Origin of the sequence: Aliivibrio finisterrensis, assembly GCF_008933155.1 — a bacterium.
Lineage (GTDB): Bacteria > Pseudomonadota > Gammaproteobacteria > Enterobacterales > Vibrionaceae > Aliivibrio > Aliivibrio finisterrensis.
Genome location: NZ_WBVP01000007.1, coordinates 1 through 23,997, shown reverse-complemented (window position 1 = coordinate 23,997; position 23,997 = coordinate 1). Strand labels below are relative to the sequence as shown.

21 protein-coding genes are annotated in these 23,997 nt (G+C 41.4%); 9 read left to right on the top strand and 12 right to left on the bottom strand.

All coding sequences use genetic code 11. From position 1 onward, the window contains the following. Nucleotides 1-122: 122 nt before the first annotated feature. The 5 genes from add to glnA form a co-directional block, all read right to left on the bottom strand. Nucleotides 123-1,124 (bottom strand): adenosine deaminase, encoded by a 1,002-nt coding sequence (gene add, locus F8B77_RS08015; protein ID WP_151654923.1) that lies wholly within the window; start codon nucleotides 1,122-1,124, stop codon nucleotides 123-125. 164 nt (nucleotides 1,125-1,288) lie between these two features. Continuing rightward, nucleotides 1,289-2,692, bottom strand: coding sequence for a nitrogen regulation protein NR(I) (gene glnG / locus F8B77_RS08010; RefSeq protein WP_151654922.1), 1,404 nt, complete (start codon nucleotides 2,690-2,692; stop codon nucleotides 1,289-1,291). Nucleotides 2,693-2,734: 42 nt separating this feature from the next. Beyond that, nucleotides 2,735-3,790 (bottom strand): nitrogen regulation protein NR(II), encoded by a 1,056-nt coding sequence (gene glnL, locus F8B77_RS08005; RefSeq protein ID WP_151654921.1) that lies wholly within the window; start codon nucleotides 3,788-3,790, stop codon nucleotides 2,735-2,737. Between the two features lie 81 nt (nucleotides 3,791-3,871). Beyond that, nucleotides 3,872-4,399, bottom strand: a complete 528-nt coding sequence (locus F8B77_RS08000) for a DUF4124 domain-containing protein (RefSeq protein WP_151654920.1) — start codon at nucleotides 4,397-4,399, stop codon at nucleotides 3,872-3,874. Nucleotides 4,400-4,564: 165 nt separating this feature from the next. Then, nucleotides 4,565-5,974: a glutamate--ammonia ligase gene (gene glnA, locus F8B77_RS07995; RefSeq protein WP_130047975.1), complete on the bottom strand. Its 1,410-nt coding sequence runs from the start codon at nucleotides 5,972-5,974 to the stop codon at nucleotides 4,565-4,567. A gap of 557 nt (nucleotides 5,975-6,531) precedes the next feature. Here glnA and typA point away from each other — a divergent pair. The 4 genes from typA (at nucleotide 6,532) to F8B77_RS07975 (ending at nucleotide 11,277) form a co-directional block, all read left to right on the top strand. Then, complete coding sequence (gene typA / locus F8B77_RS07990; RefSeq protein ID WP_151654919.1) at nucleotides 6,532-8,367, top strand: translational GTPase TypA; 1,836 nt, start codon at nucleotides 6,532-6,534, stop codon at nucleotides 8,365-8,367. A 296-nt stretch (nucleotides 8,368-8,663) separates the two neighbouring features. Beyond that, nucleotides 8,664-9,596: a virulence factor BrkB family protein gene (locus F8B77_RS07985; RefSeq protein WP_151654918.1), complete on the top strand. Its 933-nt coding sequence runs from the start codon at nucleotides 8,664-8,666 to the stop codon at nucleotides 9,594-9,596. Beyond that, nucleotides 9,568-10,002: a D-aminoacyl-tRNA deacylase gene (gene dtd / locus F8B77_RS07980; RefSeq protein WP_151654917.1), complete on the top strand. Its 435-nt coding sequence runs from the start codon at nucleotides 9,568-9,570 to the stop codon at nucleotides 10,000-10,002. The genes F8B77_RS07985 and dtd overlap by 29 nt, the downstream gene beginning before the upstream one ends. A 375-nt stretch (nucleotides 10,003-10,377) precedes the next feature. Next, nucleotides 10,378-11,277 (top strand): bifunctional GNAT family N-acetyltransferase/hotdog fold thioesterase, encoded by a 900-nt coding sequence (locus F8B77_RS07975; protein WP_151654916.1) that lies wholly within the window; start codon nucleotides 10,378-10,380, stop codon nucleotides 11,275-11,277. 441 nt (nucleotides 11,278-11,718) lie between these two features. On the opposite strand, the gene trmH is transcribed toward F8B77_RS07975, so the two are convergent. The 4 genes from trmH to gmk form a co-directional block, all read right to left on the bottom strand. Beyond that, nucleotides 11,719-12,408 (bottom strand): tRNA (guanosine(18)-2'-O)-methyltransferase TrmH, encoded by a 690-nt coding sequence (gene trmH, locus F8B77_RS07970; protein WP_151654915.1) that lies wholly within the window; start codon nucleotides 12,406-12,408, stop codon nucleotides 11,719-11,721. 180 nt (nucleotides 12,409-12,588) lie between these two features. Further along, a complete protein-coding gene (gene spoT, locus F8B77_RS07965; protein WP_151654914.1) occupies nucleotides 12,589-14,715 on the bottom strand; it encodes a bifunctional GTP diphosphokinase/guanosine-3',5'-bis pyrophosphate 3'-pyrophosphohydrolase in 2,127 nt (708 codons plus the stop codon). 53 nt (nucleotides 14,716-14,768) lie between these two features. Further along, on the bottom strand, nucleotides 14,769-15,041 hold the full coding sequence (gene rpoZ, locus F8B77_RS07960; RefSeq protein WP_060993374.1) for a DNA-directed RNA polymerase subunit omega: 273 nt from the start codon (nucleotides 15,039-15,041) through the stop codon (nucleotides 14,769-14,771). A gap of 108 nt (nucleotides 15,042-15,149) precedes the next feature. Beyond that, nucleotides 15,150-15,773 carry a guanylate kinase gene (gmk, locus tag F8B77_RS07955; protein WP_151654913.1) on the bottom strand — a complete coding sequence of 208 codons (624 nt, stop codon included), beginning with the start codon at nucleotides 15,771-15,773 and terminating at the stop codon, nucleotides 15,150-15,152. A gap of 241 nt (nucleotides 15,774-16,014) precedes the next feature. On the opposite strand from gmk, the gene F8B77_RS07950 reads away from it, so the two are divergent. Continuing rightward, on the top strand, nucleotides 16,015-16,431 hold the full coding sequence (locus tag F8B77_RS07950) for a phosphate-starvation-inducible protein PsiE (protein ID WP_151654912.1): 417 nt from the start codon (nucleotides 16,015-16,017) through the stop codon (nucleotides 16,429-16,431). A 75-nt stretch (nucleotides 16,432-16,506) separates the two neighbouring features. On the opposite strand, the gene F8B77_RS07945 is transcribed toward F8B77_RS07950, so the two are convergent. Next, nucleotides 16,507-17,925 carry an amino acid permease gene (locus F8B77_RS07945; RefSeq protein WP_151654911.1) on the bottom strand — a complete coding sequence of 473 codons (1,419 nt, stop codon included), beginning with the start codon at nucleotides 17,923-17,925 and terminating at the stop codon, nucleotides 16,507-16,509. A gap of 312 nt (nucleotides 17,926-18,237) precedes the next feature. On the opposite strand from F8B77_RS07945, the gene kch reads away from it, so the two are divergent. Continuing rightward, complete coding sequence (kch, locus tag F8B77_RS07940; RefSeq protein WP_151654910.1) at nucleotides 18,238-19,440, top strand: voltage-gated potassium channel protein; 1,203 nt, start codon at nucleotides 18,238-18,240, stop codon at nucleotides 19,438-19,440. A gap of 150 nt (nucleotides 19,441-19,590) precedes the next feature. Here the strand turns inward: kch and F8B77_RS07935 are convergent, their stop codons facing one another. Beyond that, nucleotides 19,591-20,454, bottom strand: coding sequence for a YicC/YloC family endoribonuclease (locus tag F8B77_RS07935; RefSeq protein ID WP_065594945.1), 864 nt, complete (start codon nucleotides 20,452-20,454; stop codon nucleotides 19,591-19,593). A 171-nt stretch (nucleotides 20,455-20,625) separates the two neighbouring features. Between F8B77_RS07935 and rph the strand changes: the two genes are divergently transcribed. Next, the gene (rph, locus tag F8B77_RS07930; RefSeq protein WP_130045092.1) at nucleotides 20,626-21,342 is read left to right on the top strand and encodes a ribonuclease PH; all 717 of its coding nucleotides are present in this window, start codon (nucleotides 20,626-20,628) and stop codon (nucleotides 21,340-21,342) included. 239 nt (nucleotides 21,343-21,581) lie between these two features. Further along, entirely contained in the window at nucleotides 21,582-22,223 is a 642-nt protein-coding gene (gene pyrE, locus F8B77_RS07925; RefSeq protein WP_130045090.1) for an orotate phosphoribosyltransferase, read from the top strand. Nucleotides 22,224-22,244: 21 nt separating this feature from the next. Here the strand turns inward: pyrE and F8B77_RS07920 are convergent, their stop codons facing one another. After that, nucleotides 22,245-22,985, bottom strand: coding sequence for a ParA family protein (locus F8B77_RS07920; protein ID WP_151654909.1), 741 nt, complete (start codon nucleotides 22,983-22,985; stop codon nucleotides 22,245-22,247). A 211-nt stretch (nucleotides 22,986-23,196) separates the two neighbouring features. Here F8B77_RS07920 and ompR point away from each other — a divergent pair, with 211 nt between their 5' ends. Then, nucleotides 23,197-23,916 carry an osmolarity response regulator transcription factor OmpR gene (gene ompR / locus F8B77_RS07915; RefSeq protein WP_130047964.1) on the top strand — a complete coding sequence of 240 codons (720 nt, stop codon included), beginning with the start codon at nucleotides 23,197-23,199 and terminating at the stop codon, nucleotides 23,914-23,916. Nucleotides 23,917-23,997 lie beyond the last annotated feature (81 nt).

Genomic DNA, 23,997 nt, shown 5'->3' with positions numbered 1-23,997 from the left:
GAATTAAGAGACTAGAAGCTATACGCTTCGCTAACTAGATACTATAAGAGCAAAAGATAGGATTCAGGGCTCAGGTTTCAGGAAGATCAAAGCAAGTGCTCCTGAAACCTGCTTTAATTTAATTAACGCTTAGCGGCCATATCACGCAGTGCTTGTTTCTCGGCGTTGTTTAGGAAAGCTAGATCCAACCCGTTGACTTGAATTTGACGCAGCTGTTCTTGAGTTAAACCTACTTTTGGTGCAGCAACTTCATATTCATAAGGAAGTTCAATACCCTCAACAGCAGGATCATCCGTATTAAGACAAACTTTAACACCATAGTTAAGGAAAGTTTTGATAGGGTGCGATTCAAACGAAGCAACCGTACTGGTTTGGATGTTTGATGTTAAGCAAGACTCAATACCAATGTTGTTTTTCGCTAAGTATTCCATTAGCTTTGGATCTTCAATCGCTTTTACACCGTGACCGATACGCACTGCACCAAGCTCGTTGATTGCTTGCCACATACTTTCTGCACCCGCTGCTTCACCGGCGTGAACCGTTACTCGAAGCCCTGCATCACGAACTTGTTTAAAGTGGCTTACAAAGCGATCGCCTGGTTGGCCTAATTCATCACCAGCTAGATCGATAGCAACCAATTTGTTCTTTTGGGTTAGAAGACCATCAAGTTCTTGCTGGCAAGCATCTTGACCAAAAGTACGACTCATAATGCCAATTAGATTTGCTTTTACCCCAAAATCTTTACAGCCTGCTTCAACGCCATCCACAACGGCTTCAACAACACCTGCAATCGGTAAATTGTGTTTCATTGCCATGTAGTATGGAGAAAAGCGTAATTCAGCATAATCAATTTGTGCATTCATTGCGTCTTGAACATTTTCGTAAGCTACGCGGCGACATGCGTCTAAATCACCAAGAACCGCCACACCCCAATCAAGTTTAGATAAGAAGGCAACAAGGCTTGGCTCTGCTTCTACGATTTGTACGTGAGGGCGCAATGCTTCAAGATCATAAGCTGGTAATTCTAAGCCAAATTTTTGGCCTAAATCTAAGATAGTTTCAATTCGAATGTTGCCATCAAGGTGGCGATGTAAATCAGTAAGAGGGAGTGTTTTAGTTATCATTATTAACAGTTCCTACAAAAAAGAGGTGAATGCGTATAAATATTAAGACTGAGTATAGAGAGACATTATTATGATGTCAGTAGCCGATTGGCTAAAAGCAGCGCAATTTGATGGATTACGCTTTGATGTTAACTTATTCTGTTGAGGCTGTTCTTTAAAGTATATTATTCAATCTCTTTTAATTTTCGAGTTAAGGTGTTTCTTCCCCAACCAAGCAATTTTGCTGCTTCTTGTTTATGCCCATGAGTATGATTAAGGGCCTTTTCTAATAATATGCGTTCAACATTTGGGATAACTTTATTTAGGATATCCATTTCCCCTTGCTGTAATTGTTTCTCAACCCAGTCACTTAATTGCGCTTGCCAATCCTCATTGATACTTTGTATCGGTGAACTTGACGTCGCAAATAATTCTTGTGGTAGATCGGCTGAAAGCACTTCTTGGCTGCTTGCCATTACCGTTAACCAGCGACAGGTGTTCTCAAGTTGTCTGACATTACCTGGCCAATTACATTGACTGAGGGCTTTGCTTGCTTCGTTGCTTAGAGTTTTACATTCTATACCAAGCTCTTTGGAAGCGAGGTGCAAGAAATGCTCAGCAAGTTTAGCAATGTCTTCTCGACGCTCTCTTAGTGCAGGAATATGCACGCGAATAACGTTGAGCCGATGAAACAGATCTTCACGAAATCCTCCGTCGGCAACCAGTTTCTCTAAATTTTGATGAGTTGCCGCAATGATCCGAACATCTACTTGCACAGGCGAGTGTCCACCAACGCGATAGAACTGCCCATCAGCAAGCACTCGAAGTAGGCGAGTTTGAATATCTAATGGCATATCCCCAATTTCATCAAGAAATAAGGTGCCTCCATTAGCTTGCTCAAATCGTCCTTTCCGAACGGCATTGGCTCCAGTAAAGGCGCCTTTCTCGTGCCCAAAGAGCTCAGATTCAATTAAATCTTTTGGGATTGCCGCCATATTAAGAGCGATAAACTCACTATTTGTTCTTGGACTGTGACGATGAAGAGCGTGAGCAACCAGTTCTTTACCTGTGCCTGATTCTCCGTTGATGAGCACAGAGATAGAGGACCGAGACAAACGACCAATGGCACGAAAAACTTCTTGCATTGCGGGCGCTTCACCAATAATTTCAGGAACATGGTGGGCTTTATTTGGTTTGTTCCCGTTTTGTTTTTTCTGCTCCTGGCTGTGAGCAAGTGCGCGCTCAACGAGCGTTAAGGCTTCATCAATATCAAAGGGCTTTGGTAGATACTCAAATGCCCCTTTTTGATAGGCACTAACGGCTGCATCTAAATCCGAATGCGCGGTCATTATAATCACAGGCAGTTCAGGATAATTTTCTTGAACGTGGTTAAGTAAAGATAGACCATCCATTCCAGGCATACGAATATCCGAGATGATCACATCTGGCACATTACGCTCTAGGGCTTGAATGACACTTTCAGCATCACCAAAACTTTCACACATCATGTTTGTACTGGTTAAGGTTTTCTCTAATACCCAGCGAATTGAACTGTCATCATCGACAACCCAAATATATCCTTTGCTCATAAAGTGTTCTCCGTAGCCACTTAAGTGTGTTATTGGTTATGGTTATTTAAGTGGAAGATAAATAGTAAATACGGTCTTTCCAGGCCAACTTGTGACGTCGATTTTTCCGTTATGTTGGTCGATAAGGTTTTGTGAGATCGAAAGCCCAAGCCCTGTGCCTCCTTCTCGTGCACTGACCATGGGGTAGAATAAGGTGTCTTGAATATGGCTAGGTATGCCTGGTCCATTGTCAGTAATATCAATTTTGACAGCAAGTCGATGGCGTTGACCATAAATATTGGTTTGAAAGTCAGTGCGAGTACGCAAAGTTATGGAGCCATCGGGTTGGTCTTTGAGTACTTCAGCGGCGTTACTAACAATATTGAGGATGGCCTGTTCTATTTGCTCTGCATCCATATCAAAGTCGGGCAAGCTAGGGTCATAATCTCGAATGATTCGTACTTGATAACTGGAGTTAAGCTCAATCAGTTGGCGGACTTTTTCAATGACAGCATGTAGGTTTTCTGGCTTTTTGTGTCCTAATTTTTGAGGACCCAATAGGCGATCAACTAAGTTTCGTAGTCGGTCTGCTTGCTCAATAATGATTTGAGTGTACTCATGTAATTCAGGCTTTGGCAACATTCGTTCGAGCAGTTGTGCTGCGCCACGTAATCCCCCTAATGGGTTTTTAATTTCATGAGCCAAACTACGAACTAAGACTTTAGCAGCTTGTTGTTGAGCGTGTTGATTAATCTCTTGAGACAAACGGCGTTGTTGTTCGATTTGGCGAATTTCAACCAATAGGTAAAGTGATTTTTCGATCTCAATGGGGCTTGATGTGACTTCAATATAAAGTGATCGGTCATCAATCATGATTTGAACATCACTATCCGTCACGCTCTGGCCTGTTGTTAGCGGTTGCATTAAGGTAGAGAGATCAAATTTAGAGTGGTGAAATAGTTCATCAAAACGATGTTGAGCCATTCGCTGCGCGCTTTGAGAAAAGAGTTGTTCTGCTGCTGGATTGGCATAATGAATAGTACGGTGATCATCCAGTAATAAAATCGCCGTTACTTGGTGCTCAAGCAGCTGTGTCGAAAAGTCCATCGTTAACATCATCGTCCTTGTATCGCAAAACCCATCTTGCACCATTGTAGTGCATTGCACCTTGCTTGTCAGGAAGGAACGGAAGCGGTTCCTTTAGTTTGTTGATGGGCGATGCAAAAAAACAGTAATAATAGGTGATGATGCAATTCTCTTGCCGTCTTTCAGAGCAATAACGGTAATGAGGTGAGTTCCTCTATTTATGTTTTTTAGTTTCCACTCTGTGGATGTTTGTGGCAGACCATAAGGCGCACCATCGAGCAGTAACTGTAATTTTTCATTAATGCTGAGCTTACGTGTGAGTTCAGTTAATACGGTGATATGGCCTCGAGAGCTGCGGATTGTTTCTTCTTGTTGTAAGTTAGTCACTGAGATAGCGAGTGGCTTGAGTTTCTTTTCCAGTGGCTTGGTTGCGGGTGCTGTTTTTTTCGAATGTTCAGGCACTGCTGGAGAGGTTTCAAGGCTAGTAGTGGGTGATAAAGAGATCGTTGTTACAGGCTCCTTACTAAGAGGTGCGCTATCACTAAAGTGGCGAACGCCCTTGCTGTCTTCCCAGGTGTAAATCGTATTAGCGAAAATAGATGCTGAGAGTAAGCTAAAAAGGATGAAAAAAATATAACGCATAATGTCACCATGGTATTGATGTCATAACGATACTGCAGAAATGAAATCTGGGTAAGTGTGAGCCTAATAGAATTACTGTTAAAAGAGAAATTGCCAACATAAAAAAGGCTCGCTTGTGAAGCGAGCCTAAAAATAGCAATTTGATTTCAAACTGTTGCGTCAGAATTAAACTGAGTAATACATTTCAAACTCAAGTGGGTGAACCGCTGTGTTGATTGCTTCAACATCTTGAGACTTAAGTTTGATGTAAGAATCAATAAAGTCATCTGAGAACACGCCGCCAGACGTTAAAAATTCACGGTCAGTATCTAACGCTTGTAGAGCGATATCTAGAGATTCAGCTACTGTTGGGATTTCTGCCGCTTCTTCCGCAGGAAGGTCGTACAGATCCTTATCCATAGCTTCACCTGGGTGGATCTTGTTCTTTATGCCGTCAAGGCCAGCCATTAGCATTGCTGAGTAACATAGGTATGGGTTAGCCGCTGGGTCACCAAAACGAACTTCGATACGGCGTGCTTTCGGGCTTGGTACCACAGGGATACGGATAGAAGCAGAACGGTTACGTGCAGAGTATGCAAGCATAACAGGTGCTTCAAAGCCAGGAACAAGACGCTTGTATGAGTTTGTTGATGGGTTAGCAAATGCGTTAATTGCACGAGCATGCTTGATGATGCCGCCAATGTAGTAGATAGCCATTTCAGATAGACCGCCGTACTTATCACCAGCAAACAGGTTTACCCCGTCTTTTGCTAGAGATTGGTGAACGTGCATACCAGAACCGTTATCGCCAACCAGTGGTTTAGGCATGAAAGTCGCTGTTTTACCGTAAGCGTGTGCTACGTTATGAACAACGTACTTATAGATTTGAGTCTCATCTGCTTTTGTTGTTAGCGTATTGAAGCGTGTTGCGATCTCATTTTGACCCGCAGTTGCTACTTCATGGTGATGCGCTTCAACAACAAGGCCCATTTCTTCCATGATTAAACACATAGCAGAACGGATGTCTTGAGAAGAATCAACAGGAGCTACTGGGAAGTAACCGCCTTTAACACCTGGACGGTGGCCTTTATTGCCGCCTTCGTATTCAGTACCTGAGTTCCAAGCTGCTTCGATATCGTCAATTTTGAAGAAAGAACCAGACATGTCAGTGTTGAAACGAACATCATCAAATAGGAAGAACTCTGGCTCAGGACCGATTAACACTGTGTCAGCGATACCTGTTGAACGCATGTATTCTTCAGAACGCTTAGCGATAGAGCGTGGGTCACGATCGTAACCTTGCAGTGTTGCTGGCTCAAGAATGTCACAACGAATGTTTAGTGTTGGATCCGCTGTGAATGGGTCAAGTACCGCACTTGCTGCATCTGGCATCATTACCATGTCAGATTCGTTAATGCCTTTCCAGCCTGCAACTGAAGAACCATCGAACATTTTACCTTCTTCAAAGAAGTCGGCGTCAACTTGATGAGAAGGAATTGAGATATGTTGCTCTTTACCTTTTGTATCGGTAAAGCGTAAATCAATAAATTTTACTTCGTTCTCTTGAATTAGAGCTAATACGTTTTCTACTGACATGTAGGATAACCTCCAGTGTTATAATATAAATATTGGCCAGCTAAGCTGTTATTTACTATGTAGCTAGAACTGTGCCAAAAGTAATAATCCTTTATTATTAATGACTTGCGTTTTTAATTTACTAAAAGCTATCTTTAACTGCACTAATTTGATCCCTGTTTGCACCATTATTGTGCGCTGCAATAGGAGAGTGCAGATAAAAATAAATTGTCATTAATTACTTCTATCCGCTATTCAGCAGTGAAATAGAAAATTTGTCAATCTAATTCCAACATAAAATTAAATTATCAGTAACAACGTTGCTCTTAAGGATTTGATATTTATATTCTTTAGTTTTTTGGTAAAGATAATAAAGTTATTAACTAGATTGCATAAATCTCGCTAAAACTGGTCGTTTTTACAGCGTTTTTTGGCGCTGTATTAAATAAATTTAAAAATAATTGTGTCTTTAATCACATATTTCGTGGGTTTTGCGCTAAAATCTGTTAAATTATTGACCGTTTTTAAACCAAGTAGTGCCAATGGTGGCTCTACATGCTCTGAGTGAATTTGAATCCATGTCTACTCCACAGATTGATAAACTAAGAAATATCGCAATTATTGCGCACGTTGACCACGGTAAAACAACCTTGGTTGATAAGCTATTACAACAATCAGGCACACTAGAATCATCTCGTGGTGAGACTGAAGAACGCGTAATGGACTCGAACGACATCGAGAAAGAGCGTGGTATTACGATCCTTGCTAAAAATACAGCAATTAACTGGAACGATTACCGCATCAACATCGTAGATACTCCTGGACACGCCGATTTCGGTGGTGAAGTTGAGCGTATCATGTCTATGGTTGATTCTGTTCTTCTTATCGTAGATGCTGTTGACGGCCCAATGCCTCAAACGCGTTTCGTTACACAAAAAGCATTCTCACACGGCCTTAAGCCAATCGTTGTAATCAACAAGATTGACCGTCCTGGTGCTCGTCCTGATTGGGTTATGGATCAAATCTTTGATTTATTCGACAACCTAGGCGCAACTGATGAGCAACTAGACTTCACTACTGTTTACGCTTCAGCACTTAACGGCTGGGCAACAATGGAAGAAGGCGAGACTGGCGAAAACATGGAACCATTGTTCCAAGCAGTAGTTGATAACGTAGATGCGCCAAGTGTAGACATCGACGGTTCTCTACAAATGCAAGTTTCTCAACTAGATTACAACTCTTATGTTGGTGTTATCGGTGTTTGTCGTGTTACTCGTGGTTCTGTAAAAGCAAACCAACAAGTAACTATCGTAGGCGCAGATGGTTCTAAGCGTAATGGTAAAGTAGGTACAGTTCTTGGTTACCTAGGTCTTGACCGTCACGAAGTTGAAGTTGCAAATGCTGGTGACATCATTGCAATCACAGGCCTTGGTGAGCTGAAAATTTCAGACACAATCTGTGACGTAAACAACGTTGAAGCGATGAAGCCACTGTCTGTTGATGAACCAACAGTAACAATGACTTTCCAAGTAAACAACTCACCTTTCGCTGGTAAAGAAGGTAAGTTCGTTACTTCACGTAACATCCTTGAGCGTCTAGAAAAAGAACTAGTTCACAACGTAGCATTACGTGTTGAGCAAGCGTCAGATCCAGATAAATTCCGCGTATCAGGCCGTGGTGAACTTCACCTATCTATCCTGATCGAAAACATGCGTCGTGAAGGTTTCGAGCTAGCAGTATCTCGTCCAGAAGTTATCATCAAACATGATGAAAACGGTGTTCTAACAGAACCGTTTGAAACAGTAACTATCGATGTTATGGAAGAGCACCAAGGTGCAATCATGGAAAACATCGGTATCCGTAAGGGTGAGCTAACAGATATGGCTCCAGATGGTAAAGGCCGTATTCGTATGGACTTCATGATGCCTTCTCGTGGTCTTATCGGTTTCCAAACTGAATTCCTAACAATGACGTCTGGTTCTGGTCTAATTTATCACTCGTTTGATCACTACGGTCCACACAAAGGTGGCGAAATTGGTCAACGTGCTAACGGCGTATTAATCTCGAACGGTATGGGTAAAGCAGTAACTTACTCTCTATTCAACCTTCAAGATCGTGGTCGTTTATTTGCAGAGCACGGTGATGAAGTATATGAAGGTCAAATCATCGGTATTCATAACCGTGCTAACGACCTGACTATCAACTGTCTACGTGGTAAGCAACTGACTAACGTACGTGCATCTGGTACTGATGAAGCTCAAACGCTTTCTCCTGCTATCAAATACACACTTGAGCAAGCTCTAGAATTCATCGATGATGATGAACTAGTAGAAGTAACACCAGTAAGCATCCGTATCCGTAAGCGTCATCTTACAGAGAACGATCGTAAACGTGCTGGTCGTGCACCTAAGTAATTATTGATTCGGATTTAGCTTTAGTTAAATCACAAATCAAATAAAATTTAAAATCCCTTTGTAGGCAACTACGAAGGGATTTTTTTTATCTGTTATGATGATACCAACTCAAATAAGTAGGTGTTCATTCTTGCTTGTTAAAATAGATTATAACTGCGTTATAAACTTTATAATTAGGCCCACTAGTTATTGCAGTTTATGCCTTGTTTTAATCTATTTTTCCTACGCAATCATCTAGACACCTACTCACTTGAATTGGTATATGTAAGCGTTGATATATAATAAAGAGCGAATTGATGGAAGAAAAAATCAAACATGAGCTAAGGATTAGCTGGTCATATCTGCTTTTCTTAAAGCAACGGATTATCCATGACAGACTAACCGTCAGTGCCGGATATATGGCCTACATTACGTTATTGTCTTTGGTGCCGTTAATTACCGTTTTATTGTCTGTATTGTCGCAATTTCCAGTCTTCTCTGGTGCAGGAGACACAATACAGGCATTCGTGATTCAGAATTTTGTACCAGCAGCCAGTAATGCAGTTGAAGCCAGTTTAAAAGAATTTATTTCTAATACAGGAAAGATGACGGCGGTCGGCTCTGGATTCTTATTTGTTGCTTCGGTAATGCTGATTTCTGCTATCGATAAAAGTTTGAATTATATTTGGCGAGTAAAGAAAAAGCGTCGTCCAATGTATTCATTTTCTTTGTATTGGATGATTTTAACTTTAGGCCCTTTATTGGTTGGGGCAAGTTTAGCTGCAACTTCATATGTGGCCTCACTAAAGATCATGGATGATGAAATAGTGTCCAGTTTTTATCGAACTTTATTGGGTTGGTTGCCTATCATATTGTCGTTCTCAGCATTTGTTGGTTTGTATTTATTAGTGCCGAACAAAAAGGTTCGAATAACGCATGCGCTTGTTGGAGCTATGTCTGCAGGTTGCTTATTTGAGTTTAGTAAAGTGGGGTTTGCGCAATACATAACACAATTCCCATCATATCAAGTGATTTATGGCGCGTTGGCTGCAATACCTATTTTGTTTGTTTGGATTTATTTATGTTGGATTATTGTCTTAATTGGCGCTGAAATAACAGCAAGTCTCGGCGAATTTGAAGGATGGAGGGCTGGTAAGGTGAGTACCAATATATTGGAATCAGACATTAAAGCATTAACAGAACAACAAGGATTGATAGAAAGTGATAGCACTGATCCAGAGAGTAAGTGAAGCTGCTGTAAAAGTAGATGGCGAAATTATCGGTGAAATTAATCAAGGTTTATTAATTTTATTAGGCGTTGAAAAAGAAGACGATGAAGCAAAAGCCAAACGTCTAATGGAAAGAGTATTAACTTACCGAATTTTTGAAGATCAAGATGGTAAGATGAACTTAAATGTGCAACAAGTAAATGGTAGCGTATTGGTTGTATCGCAATTTACGCTGCCTGCAGATACAAAGAAGGGTACTCGTCCAGGGTTTTCAAAAGGGGCGCATCCTGTGGATGCAGAGCGCTTATATGACTACTTCTCTGACTTATGTGAAGAGAAGTTACATACTCAAAGAGGACGTTTTGCTGCGGACATGAAGGTCTCGCTAGTGAATGATGGTCCAGTGACGTTTTGGTTGCAGGTTTAAAGGCAAGGGCGAGATTCTAGGACGCTTCGCTCTAGGGGCGAGGAAAAGCAGAAGACTATACGCTTCGCTGACTAGAAACTAGAGACTATAAGAGCGAGAGTGTTGATGTGGTGAGTTTTTAAGTTTCAGGATGCTGCGCTTGCAGGTTTCAGGAAGAGCAAGAACTGAGTTCGGTTGGCTTTTACTCTTCCTGAAACCTGAAGCCTGAACTCTCGCTTTTTGCTCTTATAGTCTCTAGTTAGCGTAGCGTATAGTCTCTCGTTTCAGGTTCATTCCTTGAAATCACCACGATCGCCCCTGAACCCTGCAAGGGAGCTTGCGACCGATCTGAACCCTTAGCTCTTCCTTACCCCTAACAACAATAAAAGGATTTATATGTTTCGATTGATCACACCAACCACAGACGCGGAATTAAAAGCGTATTACCATTTCCGTTGGCAAGTATTACGTGAGCCCTGGCATCAACCTGAAGGCTCTGAGCGTGATGCGTATGATGACATGAGCCAACATCGAATGATTTTAGATGGTCGTGATCAACCTGTCGCAGTAGGGCGTTTATATTTAACGCCTGATAATGATGGCCAAATTCGCTATATGGCCGTTGCAGCACATTGTCGAGGCAAAGGTATAGGCGCATTGATTTTAGTGGCTCTGGAGTCTTATGCGCGCCAAGAGAACGCTAAACGTCTGGTATGTAATGCTCGTGAAGATGCAATTCCTTTCTATGTGAGAAATGGATTTACTAACCAAGGTGAACTGAGTGATGAGAGAGGCCCAATTCGTCACCAACAAATGCTTAAACATTTAGATCCTCTGGCTGATGTACTTCGACGTCCAGATTGGTGCGCAGAGCTTCAAAAGCGTTGGGAAAATGAAATTCCAATCAGTGATAAAATGGGCATAAAAATCACTCAATATACCGGTTATCGCTTTGAAGTCAGTGCGATCTTAAATGCGAATTTAAATCCTCATAATACGATGTTTGCAGGTAGCATCTTTACCATGGGAACCCTAACAGCTTGGGGGATGGTATGGCTACTGCTAAAAGAGCAAGGTTTAGATGCAACCAGTATTATGTTGGTAGACAGTCATATTCGTTATCGCCAACCGATCACCGAAAATCCAAAAGGCATTACGTCATTAAATTGTTTGCAAGGGGACTTTGACCGCTTGAAATCAGGTAAGCGAGCCAGAGTGAAAGTGAAGGTTGATTTATGCAATGGGGATCAGCCTGCGGCCGAGTTTTCAGGAACGTTTATGTTGATGAGGGATTGAGAGTAGGACGCAACAAGTTGCTGAAGGGCGCTTCGCTTGAGGACGGACTTCGTCCTAAAGGATTCAGGAAGAGGAATAGCTCAGATCGCTGCGCTTTCAGAATTCAGAGGCGAACGTTGTTATAACATCGACAAAGAATGGTTCCTCCCCTTTAACGCTATTGCTATGAGAACGATATAGTTGATACAAGGGGGAGTTAGGGGGGGTGATTATTATTACTAGGTTTCAGGAGAAGAACTAGAAACTATACGTTTTACTAACTAGACCGCTTCGCTTCTATAAGAGCAACAGCAAGAGCAGAATTCAGATCGTTACGCTTGCAGAGTTCAGAGTGGCCTCTCTTGCTTTTATAGTTTCTAGTTAGCGAAGCGTATAGTCTCTGATTTTAAAATTCATACGCTGAAATCACAACGATCACCCCTGAACCCTAAGTTCTCGATTTTAATCCGCCGCCTGCATTCTTGCCCACCACGCTTCATCTGCAACGATCTGCCCTGTTTCATCAAGCTGCGGTAATTCAAGACCTTTACGTTTGGCTACTTTCGCAAGTACAGGGTGGCCACGCTCAAACAGCACCTTATTGATGTACTCTTTTGGTAACATACTCTCTTCACGGTCATACATACCAGCTAAATCGCGTTGACGTTGTGCTTCATACAAAACCAATGCACTAGCAACAGAAACATTCAGAGACTGCACCATACCGACCATAGGAATAATAATATCCTGATCTGCGAGGGCTAATGCTTCTGTGCTGATGCCGGTTTTCTCGCTACCTAAAATGATAGCCGTTGGCTTGGTGTAATCAACCTCGCGAAAATCAACCGCAGTATCAGACAGGTTAGTTGCCAAAATCTGCATGCCTTGCGCTTTTAAAACCGCAACAGCATCCTTTATGCTTTTATGAGTTTCAACATCAACCCAGTTACGAGCTCCTGCGGAAGTATGCCCTAACATTTGCATTTGCTCGGTTGGCCATACCGCATGAATCTTATGGATGCCGGTTGCATCGGCTGTACGAACAATGGCAGAAACGTTATTGGATTTATGGGTTTCTTCTAAGCACAGAGTAAGATCAGTTTGACGAGCTTTTAATACGGAAGTAATTCGTTGATAGCGTTCTAAGTTCATGATTTTTTATTTCTTGGAATAGGTTAGAGGGACTAGGGGTAAGTATGGAGAAGCGAGGATTCAGGTCTCAGGTTTCAGGAAGGTCAAAAGCGAGTGCACCTGAAACCTGCGAGCGAAGCGATCTGAAACCTAGATCTAACTAAAAGGACGAAGTCCGTACTCGAACCTCGTCCCTCGCATCTAGTTCTTATGTCTACGAACTTTCAGTGCGTGTGGCATAACACGAATTCGACGCATGATCTCCGCTAAGTGCGTGCGATCTTTAGTCGTTAATTCAACCGTAATTGTGTATAAACGGCCGTCTTTCTCTTCGGTACTAATACCACGGATATTTGAGCCCGTACTAGCTATGACATTGGCTAAATCCGCTAATGCACCTTGGTGGTTTTGGATATCAATATCCAGAGCAGTCGCGAATTCTTGATCGAACTCATCAGCCCACTCAACTCCCATGTACTTATCAAGCTCTTTTTGATAACCACGAACATTCGCACACTCTTCCATATGAACCACAAGGCCACGGCCAGGGCTTACATGAGCAATGATGTGATCGCCAGGAATAGGACGACAACAATTTGCGAAGGTCAGCAAAATACCATCAGCACCACGGATAGGTAATTTTTTACCCGTTCTGGTTTCAATGTTTGATGAGTCTTGCTCTGTTAGTTCATCCGCATCGCCAAGTAGACGACGAGCAACCACAATACTCATTAACTCACCAAGACCAATGGCCGCTAGTAAATCCTCGGTGTCTGCAAGCTTAAGATCAGACAGAACATGAGTAATGTTATCTTGTGAAATATCATCCAGAGAGACATTGTGGCCCAGCGCATGGTTAAGTAGACGGCGACCTAAAATCACAGAGTCTTCTTTACGCATGGTTTTCAGTACTTGGCGGATCTTAGTACGAGCTTTTGAGGTCACTACATAGTTTAACCAAGCGGCATTTGGACGCGCACCTGGAGCACTGATGATCTCAACCGTTTGGCCGCTTTTGAGTGGTTTACTTAGAGGGTAAGGTTGACGGTTAACGCGTGAACCAACACAGCTGTTACCAACATCAGAGTGAACAGCGTAAGCAAAATCAACCGCAGTTGCGCCAACAGGCAGTTCAAAAATACGGCCTTTTGGAGTGAAAACGTAAATTTCGTTCGGGAAGAGATCCGATTTTACGTTTTCAATAAATTCAAATGAGCTACCTGCACTTTGTTGAAGTTCAAGTAAGCTTTGCATCCAGCGCTGAGCTCGGATTTGAGCGGTAGTACTAGAGTTATCGCCCTCTTTGTACGACCAGTGTGCAGCAACACCTTTGTTCGCCATTTGTTCCATGTCTTCAGTACGGATCTGCACTTCAACTGGAACGCCGTGAGGGCCAACCATAGAGGTGTGAAGAGATTGATAACCATTGGCTTTTGGTACAGCAATGTAATCTTTAATACGGCCTGGGCGAGGTTTATAAATACTATGAACCTGACCTAATGCGCGGTAACACGTATCGACATTATCGGTAATTACTCGAAACGCGTAGATGTCCATAATGGTATGGAAACGCTGCTCTTTATTTTTCATTTTGTTGTAAATAGCGAACAGGTTCTTTTCTCGACCAATCACACGACCTTTAATGCCAGCTTCAGCAATACGGCCTTCGATCTCAGAGTGGATTTTTTGGATCATCTCTTTACGGTTACCACGAGCTGATTTTACCACTTCTTTTAATACGCGATAGCGATTTGGGTAAAGGGCTTCAAAACCTAGCTCTTCAAGCTCAGTTTTAATGTTATGTATACCAAGGCGATGCGCCAAAGGAGAGAATATTTCTAAGGTTTCACGAGCAATGCGGCGACGTTTATCAGGGCGTAATGCACCTAATGTACGCATGTTGTGGGTGCGGTCAGCAAGTTTGATCAAAATAACGCGGATGTCTTGCACCATCGCCATGACCATTTTTCGGAAGTTTTCAGCCTGCGCTTCTTTTTTATCGCGGAACTTAAGTTTGTCCAGCTTAGAAACGCCATCCACTAATTCAGCAACAGTCTCGCCAAATTGTTCTGCTAGCTCTTCCTTGCTAACTTCAGTGTCTTCAATAACATCGTGAAGCAGTGCAGCCATTAGCGTTTTATGGTCGAGTCGCATTTCTGCAAGGATACGAGCCACAGCTACTGGGTGAATGATGTAAGGTTCGCCACTTGAGCGAGTCTGCCCTTCATGGGCCTCTTTTGCTACCAGGTAAGATCGACGAAGAGCCTCAATGTGAGGCTCTGGCAGGTAATCTTTGGCAGCATCTTTCAGGCTATCGAATAAATCCAAATTTCGCCCCGTCAGGTTTGCTGTAATTTATAATCTATAAAAGATTATAGAGATTAACGATTGTGTGTGATTGAGCTTACTGCTGCTAATTCAGCGGCATCTTGCTCTTGTTGCTCTTGACGTTCACGAGCATCAAGTAATTCTTTAGTGATCAGGCCTTCTTCAATTTCACGAAGAGCGATAACAGTCGTTTTATCGTTCTCTTCAGGCACTAGCGCATCTTTACCACCAGTTTGCATTTGACGTGCGCGACGAGATGAAACTAAAACAAGGTCGAAACGGTTGCCGATTTTTTCAACTGCGTCTTGAACGGTTACACGTGCCATGAGGACTCCAATTTATTAACAAAAATAGTTATATGTTGAGAAAGTATACAAGTAACTAGTATAAGTTTCTAGCTAGGGTTACGAGATACTAATAGAAATACGAAGAAATTAGTCAGCTAAAAGCGCGTCTAACATGCCTTTGTATTTCATAGTTTGTTTGTCTTGCTTTAAACGCTCTGCACGGATAATGGCACGGAAGTCCATTTGTGCAGTATCAAAGTCATCATTAATAATCACATAATCGTATTCATCATAGTGAGAAATTTCTGACTTTGCTTCGCTCATGCGCTTAGCAATAACAGCATCGCTGTCTTGACCACGTGCATTTAGGCGTCGTTCAAGTTCTCCATTTGATGGAGGTAAAATGAACACACTTTTTGCTAAGGGCATTTGTTCACGGATTTGACGAGCGCCTTGCCAGTCAATGTCCAAGAATACATCAATGCCTTTATCAAGCGTTTCTTCGATCCATACACGAGAGGTTCCGTAATAATTACCAAACACTTCCGCGTATTCTAGGAATTCATCCTTTTGAATCAGCTCTTCAAAATGCTCTTTCTGCATAAAATGGTAATGAACACCATCGGTTTCTCCTGGGCGCATACCACGAGTAGTATGAGACACTGAGACTTTCATAGCATAAGTTGGGTTGCTTTCTAACAGTGCCGAGATCAAACTCGACTTACCAGCACCACTTGGCGCTGACACAATATAAAGTGTACCTTTACTCATGATAGATTCTCTTGGGAGTTATGGCATTTCTCTTTACGTTACACTTTAAACGGTAAAATAAAGATGGATGCGAAGCATAGAAAATTGGGTGGCGAAGAATAGCACAATCGAGAATTAATTTGAATGAAATAAATATACTAATTGAAATAATAATTTTGTGTTAACTTGGCTTGGCACTATCATTAGAGCGTAACCAATTAATTATCATATTTATTATAGCAATAACGGTGGATAACTCCTTATGCCTTCTCATTTACCCAAATCATTTAGTAAGCCTTTCTTAAAAGTATTTCATCTTTTAGAAGCGGTCCTACTGGTTGCAATAACGCTCTCTACTTTATTTGCCATGATAAATGAGTTTGTTCATGTGTTTTCGGTAAGACAGATCCAGTTAACTGATATCTTATTAATGTTTATTTATCTTGAAGTGCTCGCTATGGTGCAGCAATTTGTAATGAACGGTAAGATCCCTGTACGTTATCCTATCTACATTGCGATAATGGCAATCGCTCGTTACATTACGCTTGGAATGAAGGAGTTAGATGCCGTATTGATTGTATGGTTAGCACTTGCCGCTTTCATTTTAGCCGCAGCAACCTTATTGATCCGAGTTGGGCACCATTATTGGCCGTATGTTAATCATAAAAGTGATGAGTAGGCGATAAGGTTAGGGACAGGAAGTCTTGCCTTATTAAGTTACGTTAACAACAAAGCTGTTAACGTAACTTATTATTTAATTGTTAGTTTTTCCTCGCATACGAGCGTAAATTATAAAAGGAATACATAGCGTAATAACAAAGCTAATAACTAAAATGCTCATGTAAGCAGTATCAGCAGCGCCTCCGCCTAGCTGTGCTGGTGGAATAAATGAAATACCAAGAGCAAGAACGGATATAATTAATCCTGCAATTGCGGTTAGCATCTTCACTGTGCTACCCCCAGGTATTTCAAATGCACGTGGCAGATCTTTAAATTTCAATACCACGGTAATGTATGAAATAAAGAAGATAATATAACCGACCAGATAAATAACCACAGTCAGCGAAATCGCGGTAAAGAATGATACATTGGCACCACTCCCACCAAAGGTAAGCACAGCAGCCCAAATGGTGACGATAATACCTTGCAGAATTAAGAAGTTTACTGGAACATCATATTGGTTAGTTTCAGCCAGCTTCTTTGGTAATAAACCATCTCTACCTGCTTCTAACATCCCCCAAGATGGGCCTACAACCCAAGCTGAGACCTCAGCACAGACACCAAATGCGATAAATACCGCAATAATTCTCACCAGCAGCTCTGGGTTTTCGATGAAGTGACCAAACAAACCTTCAAAGCCTTGTACAACACCAACAGACAAGCCTAGTGATTTTTCAGGAACAACAGCACCAATTGCAATACCGCCGATAGTATTTAGACCGATAGCAAGTAAAACAAGTAGGATGATCGCAATGGGATAATCTCGTTTTACATTTTTCATTTCATTAGCGTGTGTTGCAGATGCTTCAATCCCTGCGTAAGCAAGAATAAATGAGACGAATACAACCACAGTATTTAATTGACTAAAATCAGGAATCATTGAACTTAATGATAAATCCATGTCACTGACGCCACCGGTAGCAAAAAAACCAATAGTTAGTGAAAATAGAACAATTGCTGGGATAGCGATGCCAAGAATAAAACCTAGTTTAGCAATGGTTGCGGTCAATTTGGTGCCTTTAAACTGTGAGAAAGTTAATCCCCAAAACACTACCATTACACCAATGAAGCGAGTCAAAGGGTCATTATTGAGAGCTTGCCAGTCGACGACATAAGACAGAGCACCAAGAATAAAATAGATCATGGTGACAAAACCAACGGTTATCTGGAACCACTGGAAGAAGATATTGGCAAATCCCCACTTTTCTCCAAGCGATTTTCCTGCCCAAGTATAAACCCCGCCTTTATCCCAACCTTCAATAGTTGCCATCTCAGCGGCGCATAATGCAACTGGTAGAAACCAAAAGATACCAGCAAGAATAAGATAAAAAACTAAAGAGATACCAGATGAGGCAAAAGTTGGATATTCATAAACAGTCATTACCATGGTTGCGGTAAGTGCAAAAAAACCAAATAGGCTAAGGTTTTTTGCCTTCGGTGCAGAGCTAGTCATTATTAATTCCCTTAATTTAAATTGCGTTGGTTAATGTTTATTTAGTCTCACGTTAAAAAAATTACTAATTAATGGTTATTGTAGCGAACGTGTTAATAATAAAGTGTAGTATTAACTTTTATGTATGTCGTTAACTGTTTATGATTAAGTTTGTGTGATTATAATGTTTATTTATTTGAAGGTTGTGAATGATCCCAAAGAAATGGTAGAAAATATCGTAATGCTCAGGCGATAAAGTGAATAGCATTAAATATACAAGTAATTAATCGCTAGACTTAACATAATGAAATCATAAATGGTGAGATATACAGCGTGAATAAACTCAAATTATTAGAAAGCAACTGGCGTTCAATTTGGCTAAATCAACGATATAAGCTAGCCGCAGTCTTGGTTTTACTTAACAGCGTGTTAATATTTCAAGCAGTTTATGGTATGCGTCATGATATATTTTATGCATTCTACATATCTAACTTTTCTAACATTGATTTTGTAAGATTAGCTAATGCACCTTGGTTTATGTTGGGTTTCTTTTTACTAATTAATTCAATCGGTTTGTTTTTTCGGGCTAGGATTGCCTGGGTCATGAGTTTAGTTTTATTACTTACTACTTTGGTATTTACCGTTCACTATTACTCCACACAATATTTAAACATGCTTTTTCCTGCCATTACTATTTGCGTATTACTTTTATTTAGTAAAGATTTTTATCGAAGCAGCGCAACAGCTGGCAGTATTGTTGCTGTCATAAGTTTTACTATTTTAATCATTTATTCAACCTATGGTAGTTTGTATTTTGGTGAAGGGTTTAGTCCTAAAATTGATAACTTAAGTACGGCATTTTACTTCTCCATGGTCACCATGACTACAGTAGGCTACGGTGATGTTTTGCCTGTAAGTGAGGCTGCAAGGCTATTCACCATTTCAATGATCATCGCCGGTATTGCTGTGTTTGCGACCTCTATCAGTAGTATTTTTGGTCCATTAATCAGCAAAGGTTTCAATCAGCTTATAAAAGGTAGGAAAGATAAAATGAACAGAACTGATCACTTTATAATTTGCGGAACATCCACAATGGCAATGAATACCGTAATGAGATTACGTCAACGTGGTTTGCCCGTCACTATAGTTACCATTAGGCCTGTTGAAGAATTTAACCAGATAGAACAAAGCTTAGAAGGTGAGTTTGATATTATTTCAGGTGATAGTTGCGATAGTTCTGTATTAAAAACGGCGGGTGTAGAGGAGTGTCGAGCAGTATTAGCACTGACTGAAAATGATGCCGATAATGCTTTTATCGTGTTATCCGCGAAAGAAATAAGTTCAGAAGCCAAGACAGTCATTATTGTTAATGATAGTAAAAATTTAAATAAAATTAAGATGGTACAGCCTGACATACTACTATCACCGCAACTTTTTGGCAGTGAATTGCTGGCTCGAATGTTAAATGGTGAAGAGGTAGGTAATACCGATTTAGTGTCGATGTTATTTAATAGTACAGCTACAGAAACAAAATAATAGCACTAACAAGAAAGACATTAGTAACACACCAAATACGGAAGAAAACAGTGCTACATAAAAATGCAAGAAAGAGATAAAAAGAAAACAGGTATTGAAATATGATATTAAGGCTCTTTATTGAGATAATGAGCCTTAATATGTAATCAATTATTCAATGTTCTGGATCTGCTCACGCATTTGTTCGATAAGTACTTTTAATTCAACCCCCGATGCTGTGATATCTGTGCTGATAGATTTAGACGCTAGCGTATTTGCTTCACGGTTAAATTCTTGCATCATGAAATCAAGTTTACGGCCACAAGCGCCGCCTTTCTTCATAACATTAGTGGTTTCTTTTACGTGTGAATCTAAACGATCAAGCTCTTCAGCCACGTCAGATTTTTGAGCAAGAAGGATAAGCTCTTGTTCAACACGAGAAGAATCTAATTCAATTTTCGCATCTTCAAATTTAGTGAGAAGACGGTTACGTTGCCATTCTAAAATCTCAGGCATACGAGCACGAACTTTTGCCGCTTCTTCTGTGATCGCATCTAAACGCTGAACGATCAGTGCTTTCATGTTTTCGCCTTCACTCGCACGCGCTTCAACAAAATCATTCACAGCCAGTTCAAATTCCGCCAATAGTTCTTTATTGATTGAATCGAAATCTTGCTCAGGCGCTTCCATTACCCCTTGCCATTGCAGAACTTGGAAAGGGTTAATGCCGCCTTCGCCAGATTCTGTTTTCACCCACTGCGCTGCTTTAATTACTTGGCGAGCTAAATCTTCATTAATTTTTAATTCGCTGCTTGCTGCGTTGTTTGCTTCAAAGCGTAAGTGACATTCCACTTTACCGCGAGCAAGACGCTTACGAAAACGCTCACGTAATACAGGTTCTAAACCACGGAATTGTTCCGGCATGCGAAAATACGTTTCTAAATAACGTTGGTTTACTGAGCGGATTTCCCACACAGCGTTACCCCAATCAGCTTTTACTTCGCGGCGTGCATAAGCCGTCATACTGTAGATCATGTAAGCGTCCTCAAATCATCAATAGGAAGGATGATGAATAAAAATATTGTGCATACTATAGCAGATAAGCGCTTTAGGAAGTAAGTAGAGTCGATGAAAGAAACGGCGCTATGCTTTATTATGGGAGTTCGGTATAATCGCCGACAATTTGTCATAATCAAGGTATCTGCCATGCGTCCTAGCGGAAGAACAGCTCAGCAAGTCCGTCCAATTACACTTACTCGTAACTTTACTGCACACGCAGAAGGTTCAGTATTAGTTGAATTTGGTAATACGAAAGTAATTTGTACTGCAAGTGTTGAAGAAAATGTTCCTCGCTGGTTAAAAGGCAAAGGTAAAGGTTGGGTAACGGCTGAATACGGCATGCTACCTCGCGCAACACACACTCGTAACCGTCGTGAAGCGGCAAGTGGCAAGCAAGGTGGTCGTACGATGGAAATCCAACGTTTGATCGCTCGTAGCCTACGTGCAGCGGTTGATCTAGAAGCACTAGGTGAGCAAATGATCACGGTCGATTGTGATGTTATCCAAGCGGATGGCGGTACACGTACCGCCTCTATCACAGGCGCAAGTGTTGCATTAGCAGACGCTATTAATCACATGATTGCATCGGGTAAGTTAAAGACGAACCCTATGAAAGGCCACGTTGCTGCGGTTTCTGTAGGTATCTACAACGGCGAAGCGATTTGTGACCTTGAGTATGTAGAAGACTCAGCAGCTGATACCGATATGAATGTCGTAATGATGGAAGACGGTAAGATGATTGAAGTGCAGGGCACGGCAGAAGAAGCGCCGTTCTCTCATCAAGAATTGTTGGACATGCTGGCTCTGGCGCAACAGGGCATCAATGATATTATTGAGAAGCAGAAAGCGGCGTTGGCCGAATAATTGATTTTTATAGCTCCTGATTCAGGGGCTATTTTTTTATGTGTTTTAAGATCTGAGTTCTAGGATTCAGGACGCTACGCTTGCAGGTTTCAGGTGTACTCGCTTTTGACCCTCCTGAAACCTGAAACCTGAGACCTGAACCCTTTGCTCTTATAGGAGCGAAGCGGTCTAGTTTCTAGTTAGCGTAGCGTATAGTTTTTTATTTTAAATATCACAATACCAAAAAAGAGAGAATGAAAATGAAAGCATACCAACGTGAGTTTATTGAATTTGCCCTTGAGAAAGAAGTACTAAAATTTGGTGAGTTTACTTTAAAGTCAGGTCGCACAAGCCCATATTTTTTTAACGCTGGCTTATTTAATACCGGTCGTGATCTAGCGCGTTTAGGTCGTTTTTACGCGGCAGCATTGGCTGATTCAGGGATTGATTACGATGTATTATTCGGCCCAGCGTATAAAGGTATCCCAATCGCTACAACCACAGCAGTAGCGTTAGCGGATCACCATGACACAGACAAGCCATACTGCTTTAACCGTAAAGAAGCAAAAGATCACGGTGAAGGTGGCAACCTAGTGGGTAGTGCACTTGAAGGCCGCATCATGTTAGTGGATGATGTGATCACGGCAGGTACCGCAATCCGTGAATCAATGGAAATTATCCAAGCAAACGGTGCCGATCTTGCCGGTGTTCTTGTTGCGATTGATCGCCAAGAAAAAGGCAAAGGTGAGTTATCTGCGATTCAAGAAGTTGAACGTGATTTTGGCTGTTCAATTATCTCAATCGTAAGCTTAACTGACCTGATCTCATTCTTAGAAGAAAAAGGCGGGAATGCTGAGCAACTTGAAGCGGTAAAAGCGTACCGTGCAGAGTTTGGTATTTAACTGTAGATTCAAACAAATGCGTTAATAGCGTTTTTTCAATAAAGAACGATAAGTGGTTGGCTTCGGCTCAGCCACTTTTTTTATTTCAGGCTCTGGTGGTTGTGGTGGTGTCATATCAACATCTAGCCACTGCTTCATCTTTTGCCAAAGTTCTTTATCTAATTCAGGATGGCTAATCAAAAAACTGTTCTTTTCAGAAAACATATTTTGATATGCCTGACTTTCTGACATGGTACCTAATAACGGGTATTTCATGTGTTGCAGTACTTTATGGACGAACTCAGTGCCTTGTTTGTTTTCTTTACAACGAGTGATCACAAACGCAAGCTCAACGTTGTTTTGATTAAAAGCAGGTGATTTAATTAAATCTTTAATAAACCCCAGCATAGAGTGAACATCAATCGGTGAGGGTTGTACCGGAAAGACAATTTTATCCACCATTGAAATGTATTTTTCCATCTCAAATTGGCCAAAGTTAGAAGGCGAATCAATTACCGTAATTCGAGTATCTGCTTCTAACCGCAAAGCTAAAGAAAAAGGCACACTAGAAGACGGTAAAAACTTGGTTGTTCTAACCCCATCGTTTTTGCTTCCCCAAAAGTGACTCGTACCCTGAGGATCAAGGTCGATAATTTCAGTTTTTACATTTTGATGAGCGTAGAAAGATGCCATTGCAATCGCAAAGGTTGATTTCCCAGCACCACCTTTACGGTTGATAACCAGAACCTTTTTGCATTGTGATCGTTTATATCCGACTAACATATTTGCTCACTAATCTATCGTACTCATAACTTCTTATTAATTAAGTAGTCCATATGGCATATAAATTTACTCTAATACCTTAGTTTATACGTAAAACTTGAAGCTGTTACATAAAAAGTAACAATTTCGCCTCTCATTTTTTATGAAATAGCACTTCTATTGCTTAAAGTTACGAGTAAACTGAAATAATACATATATTGAGGTTAAGCCCATGCAAGAAAACCATAAGATTTTAGTCGTTGATGATGACGCTCGCCTTCGTTCGTTATTAGAGCGTTATTTATCAGAGCAAGGCTTTCAAGTACGTAGTGTGGCTAATAGTGAGCAAATGGATCGCTTATTGGCTCGTGAAACGTTCCACCTAATGGTATTGGACTTAATGTTGCCAGGTGAAGACGGCCTATCAATTTGCCGTCGTTTACGCAGCGCGAACAATATGTTGCCGATTTTAATGTTGACGGCAAAAGGCGATGAAATCGATCGTATCGTTGGTTTAGAAGTGGGCGCAGATGATTACCTTCCAAAACCTTTTAATCCCCGTGAACTATTAGCACGTATCCGTGCGGTTCTGCGTCGTCAAGTAATTGAAGCACCAGGTGCGCCAAGCGCAGAAGACAAAATGGTTGAGTTTGGCGAGTTCCGTTTAAACTTAGGTACGCGTGAGATGTTCCGCAACGAAGAGCCGATGCCACTAACATCTGGTGAGTTTGCAGTACTTAAATCACTTGTGACAAACATGCGTGAGCCAATGTCGCGTGATAAATTGATGAACATGGCACGTGGTCGTGAATATTCAGCAATGGAACGCTCTATTGATGTTCAAATTTCTCGTCTTCGCCGCATGATTGAAGAAGACCCAAGTCGTCCCCGTTATATCCAAACGGTGTGGGGATTAGGTTATGTGTTTGTTCCTGATGGGGCAGAAGCGTAAGGGCCGGATTCAGGTTTCAGGAAGTGCAAAAGCAGGATTCAGATCGGTCGCAAGCTCCCTTGCAGATGTATGGACTCCCGA

Coding starts and splice junctions, on each gene's coding strand:
- gmk (WP_151654913.1), bottom strand. CDS start 15,773: ATGAGTAAAGGTACACTTTATATTGTGTCAGCGCCAAGTGGTGCTGGT.
- ompR (WP_130047964.1), top strand. CDS start 23,197: ATGCAAGAAAACCATAAGATTTTAGTCGTTGATGATGACGCTCGCCTT.
- rph (WP_130045092.1), top strand. CDS start 20,626: ATGCGTCCTAGCGGAAGAACAGCTCAGCAAGTCCGTCCAATTACACTT.
- F8B77_RS07945 (WP_151654911.1), bottom strand. CDS start 17,925: ATGACTAGCTCTGCACCGAAGGCAAAAAACCTTAGCCTATTTGGTTTT.
- add (WP_151654923.1), bottom strand. CDS start 1,124: ATGATAACTAAAACACTCCCTCTTACTGATTTACATCGCCACCTTGAT.
- F8B77_RS07985 (WP_151654918.1), top strand. CDS start 8,664: ATGGAAGAAAAAATCAAACATGAGCTAAGGATTAGCTGGTCATATCTG.
- F8B77_RS07920 (WP_151654909.1), bottom strand. CDS start 22,985: ATGTTAGTCGGATATAAACGATCACAATGCAAAAAGGTTCTGGTTATC.
- glnL (WP_151654921.1), bottom strand. CDS start 3,790: ATGATGTTAACGATGGACTTTTCGACACAGCTGCTTGAGCACCAAGTA.
- F8B77_RS07950 (WP_151654912.1), top strand. CDS start 16,015: ATGCCTTCTCATTTACCCAAATCATTTAGTAAGCCTTTCTTAAAAGTA.
- F8B77_RS07935 (WP_065594945.1), bottom strand. CDS start 20,454: ATGATCTACAGTATGACGGCTTATGCACGCCGCGAAGTAAAAGCTGAT.
- glnA (WP_130047975.1), bottom strand. CDS start 5,974: ATGTCAGTAGAAAACGTATTAGCTCTAATTCAAGAGAACGAAGTAAAA.
- rpoZ (WP_060993374.1), bottom strand. CDS start 15,041: ATGGCACGTGTAACCGTTCAAGACGCAGTTGAAAAAATCGGCAACCGT.
- pyrE (WP_130045090.1), top strand. CDS start 21,582: ATGAAAGCATACCAACGTGAGTTTATTGAATTTGCCCTTGAGAAAGAA.
- typA (WP_151654919.1), top strand. CDS start 6,532: ATGTCTACTCCACAGATTGATAAACTAAGAAATATCGCAATTATTGCG.
- glnG (WP_151654922.1), bottom strand. CDS start 2,692: ATGAGCAAAGGATATATTTGGGTTGTCGATGATGACAGTTCAATTCGC.
- F8B77_RS08000 (WP_151654920.1), bottom strand. CDS start 4,399: ATGCGTTATATTTTTTTCATCCTTTTTAGCTTACTCTCAGCATCTATT.
- F8B77_RS07975 (WP_151654916.1), top strand. CDS start 10,378: ATGTTTCGATTGATCACACCAACCACAGACGCGGAATTAAAAGCGTAT.
- trmH (WP_151654915.1), bottom strand. CDS start 12,408: ATGAACTTAGAACGCTATCAACGAATTACTTCCGTATTAAAAGCTCGT.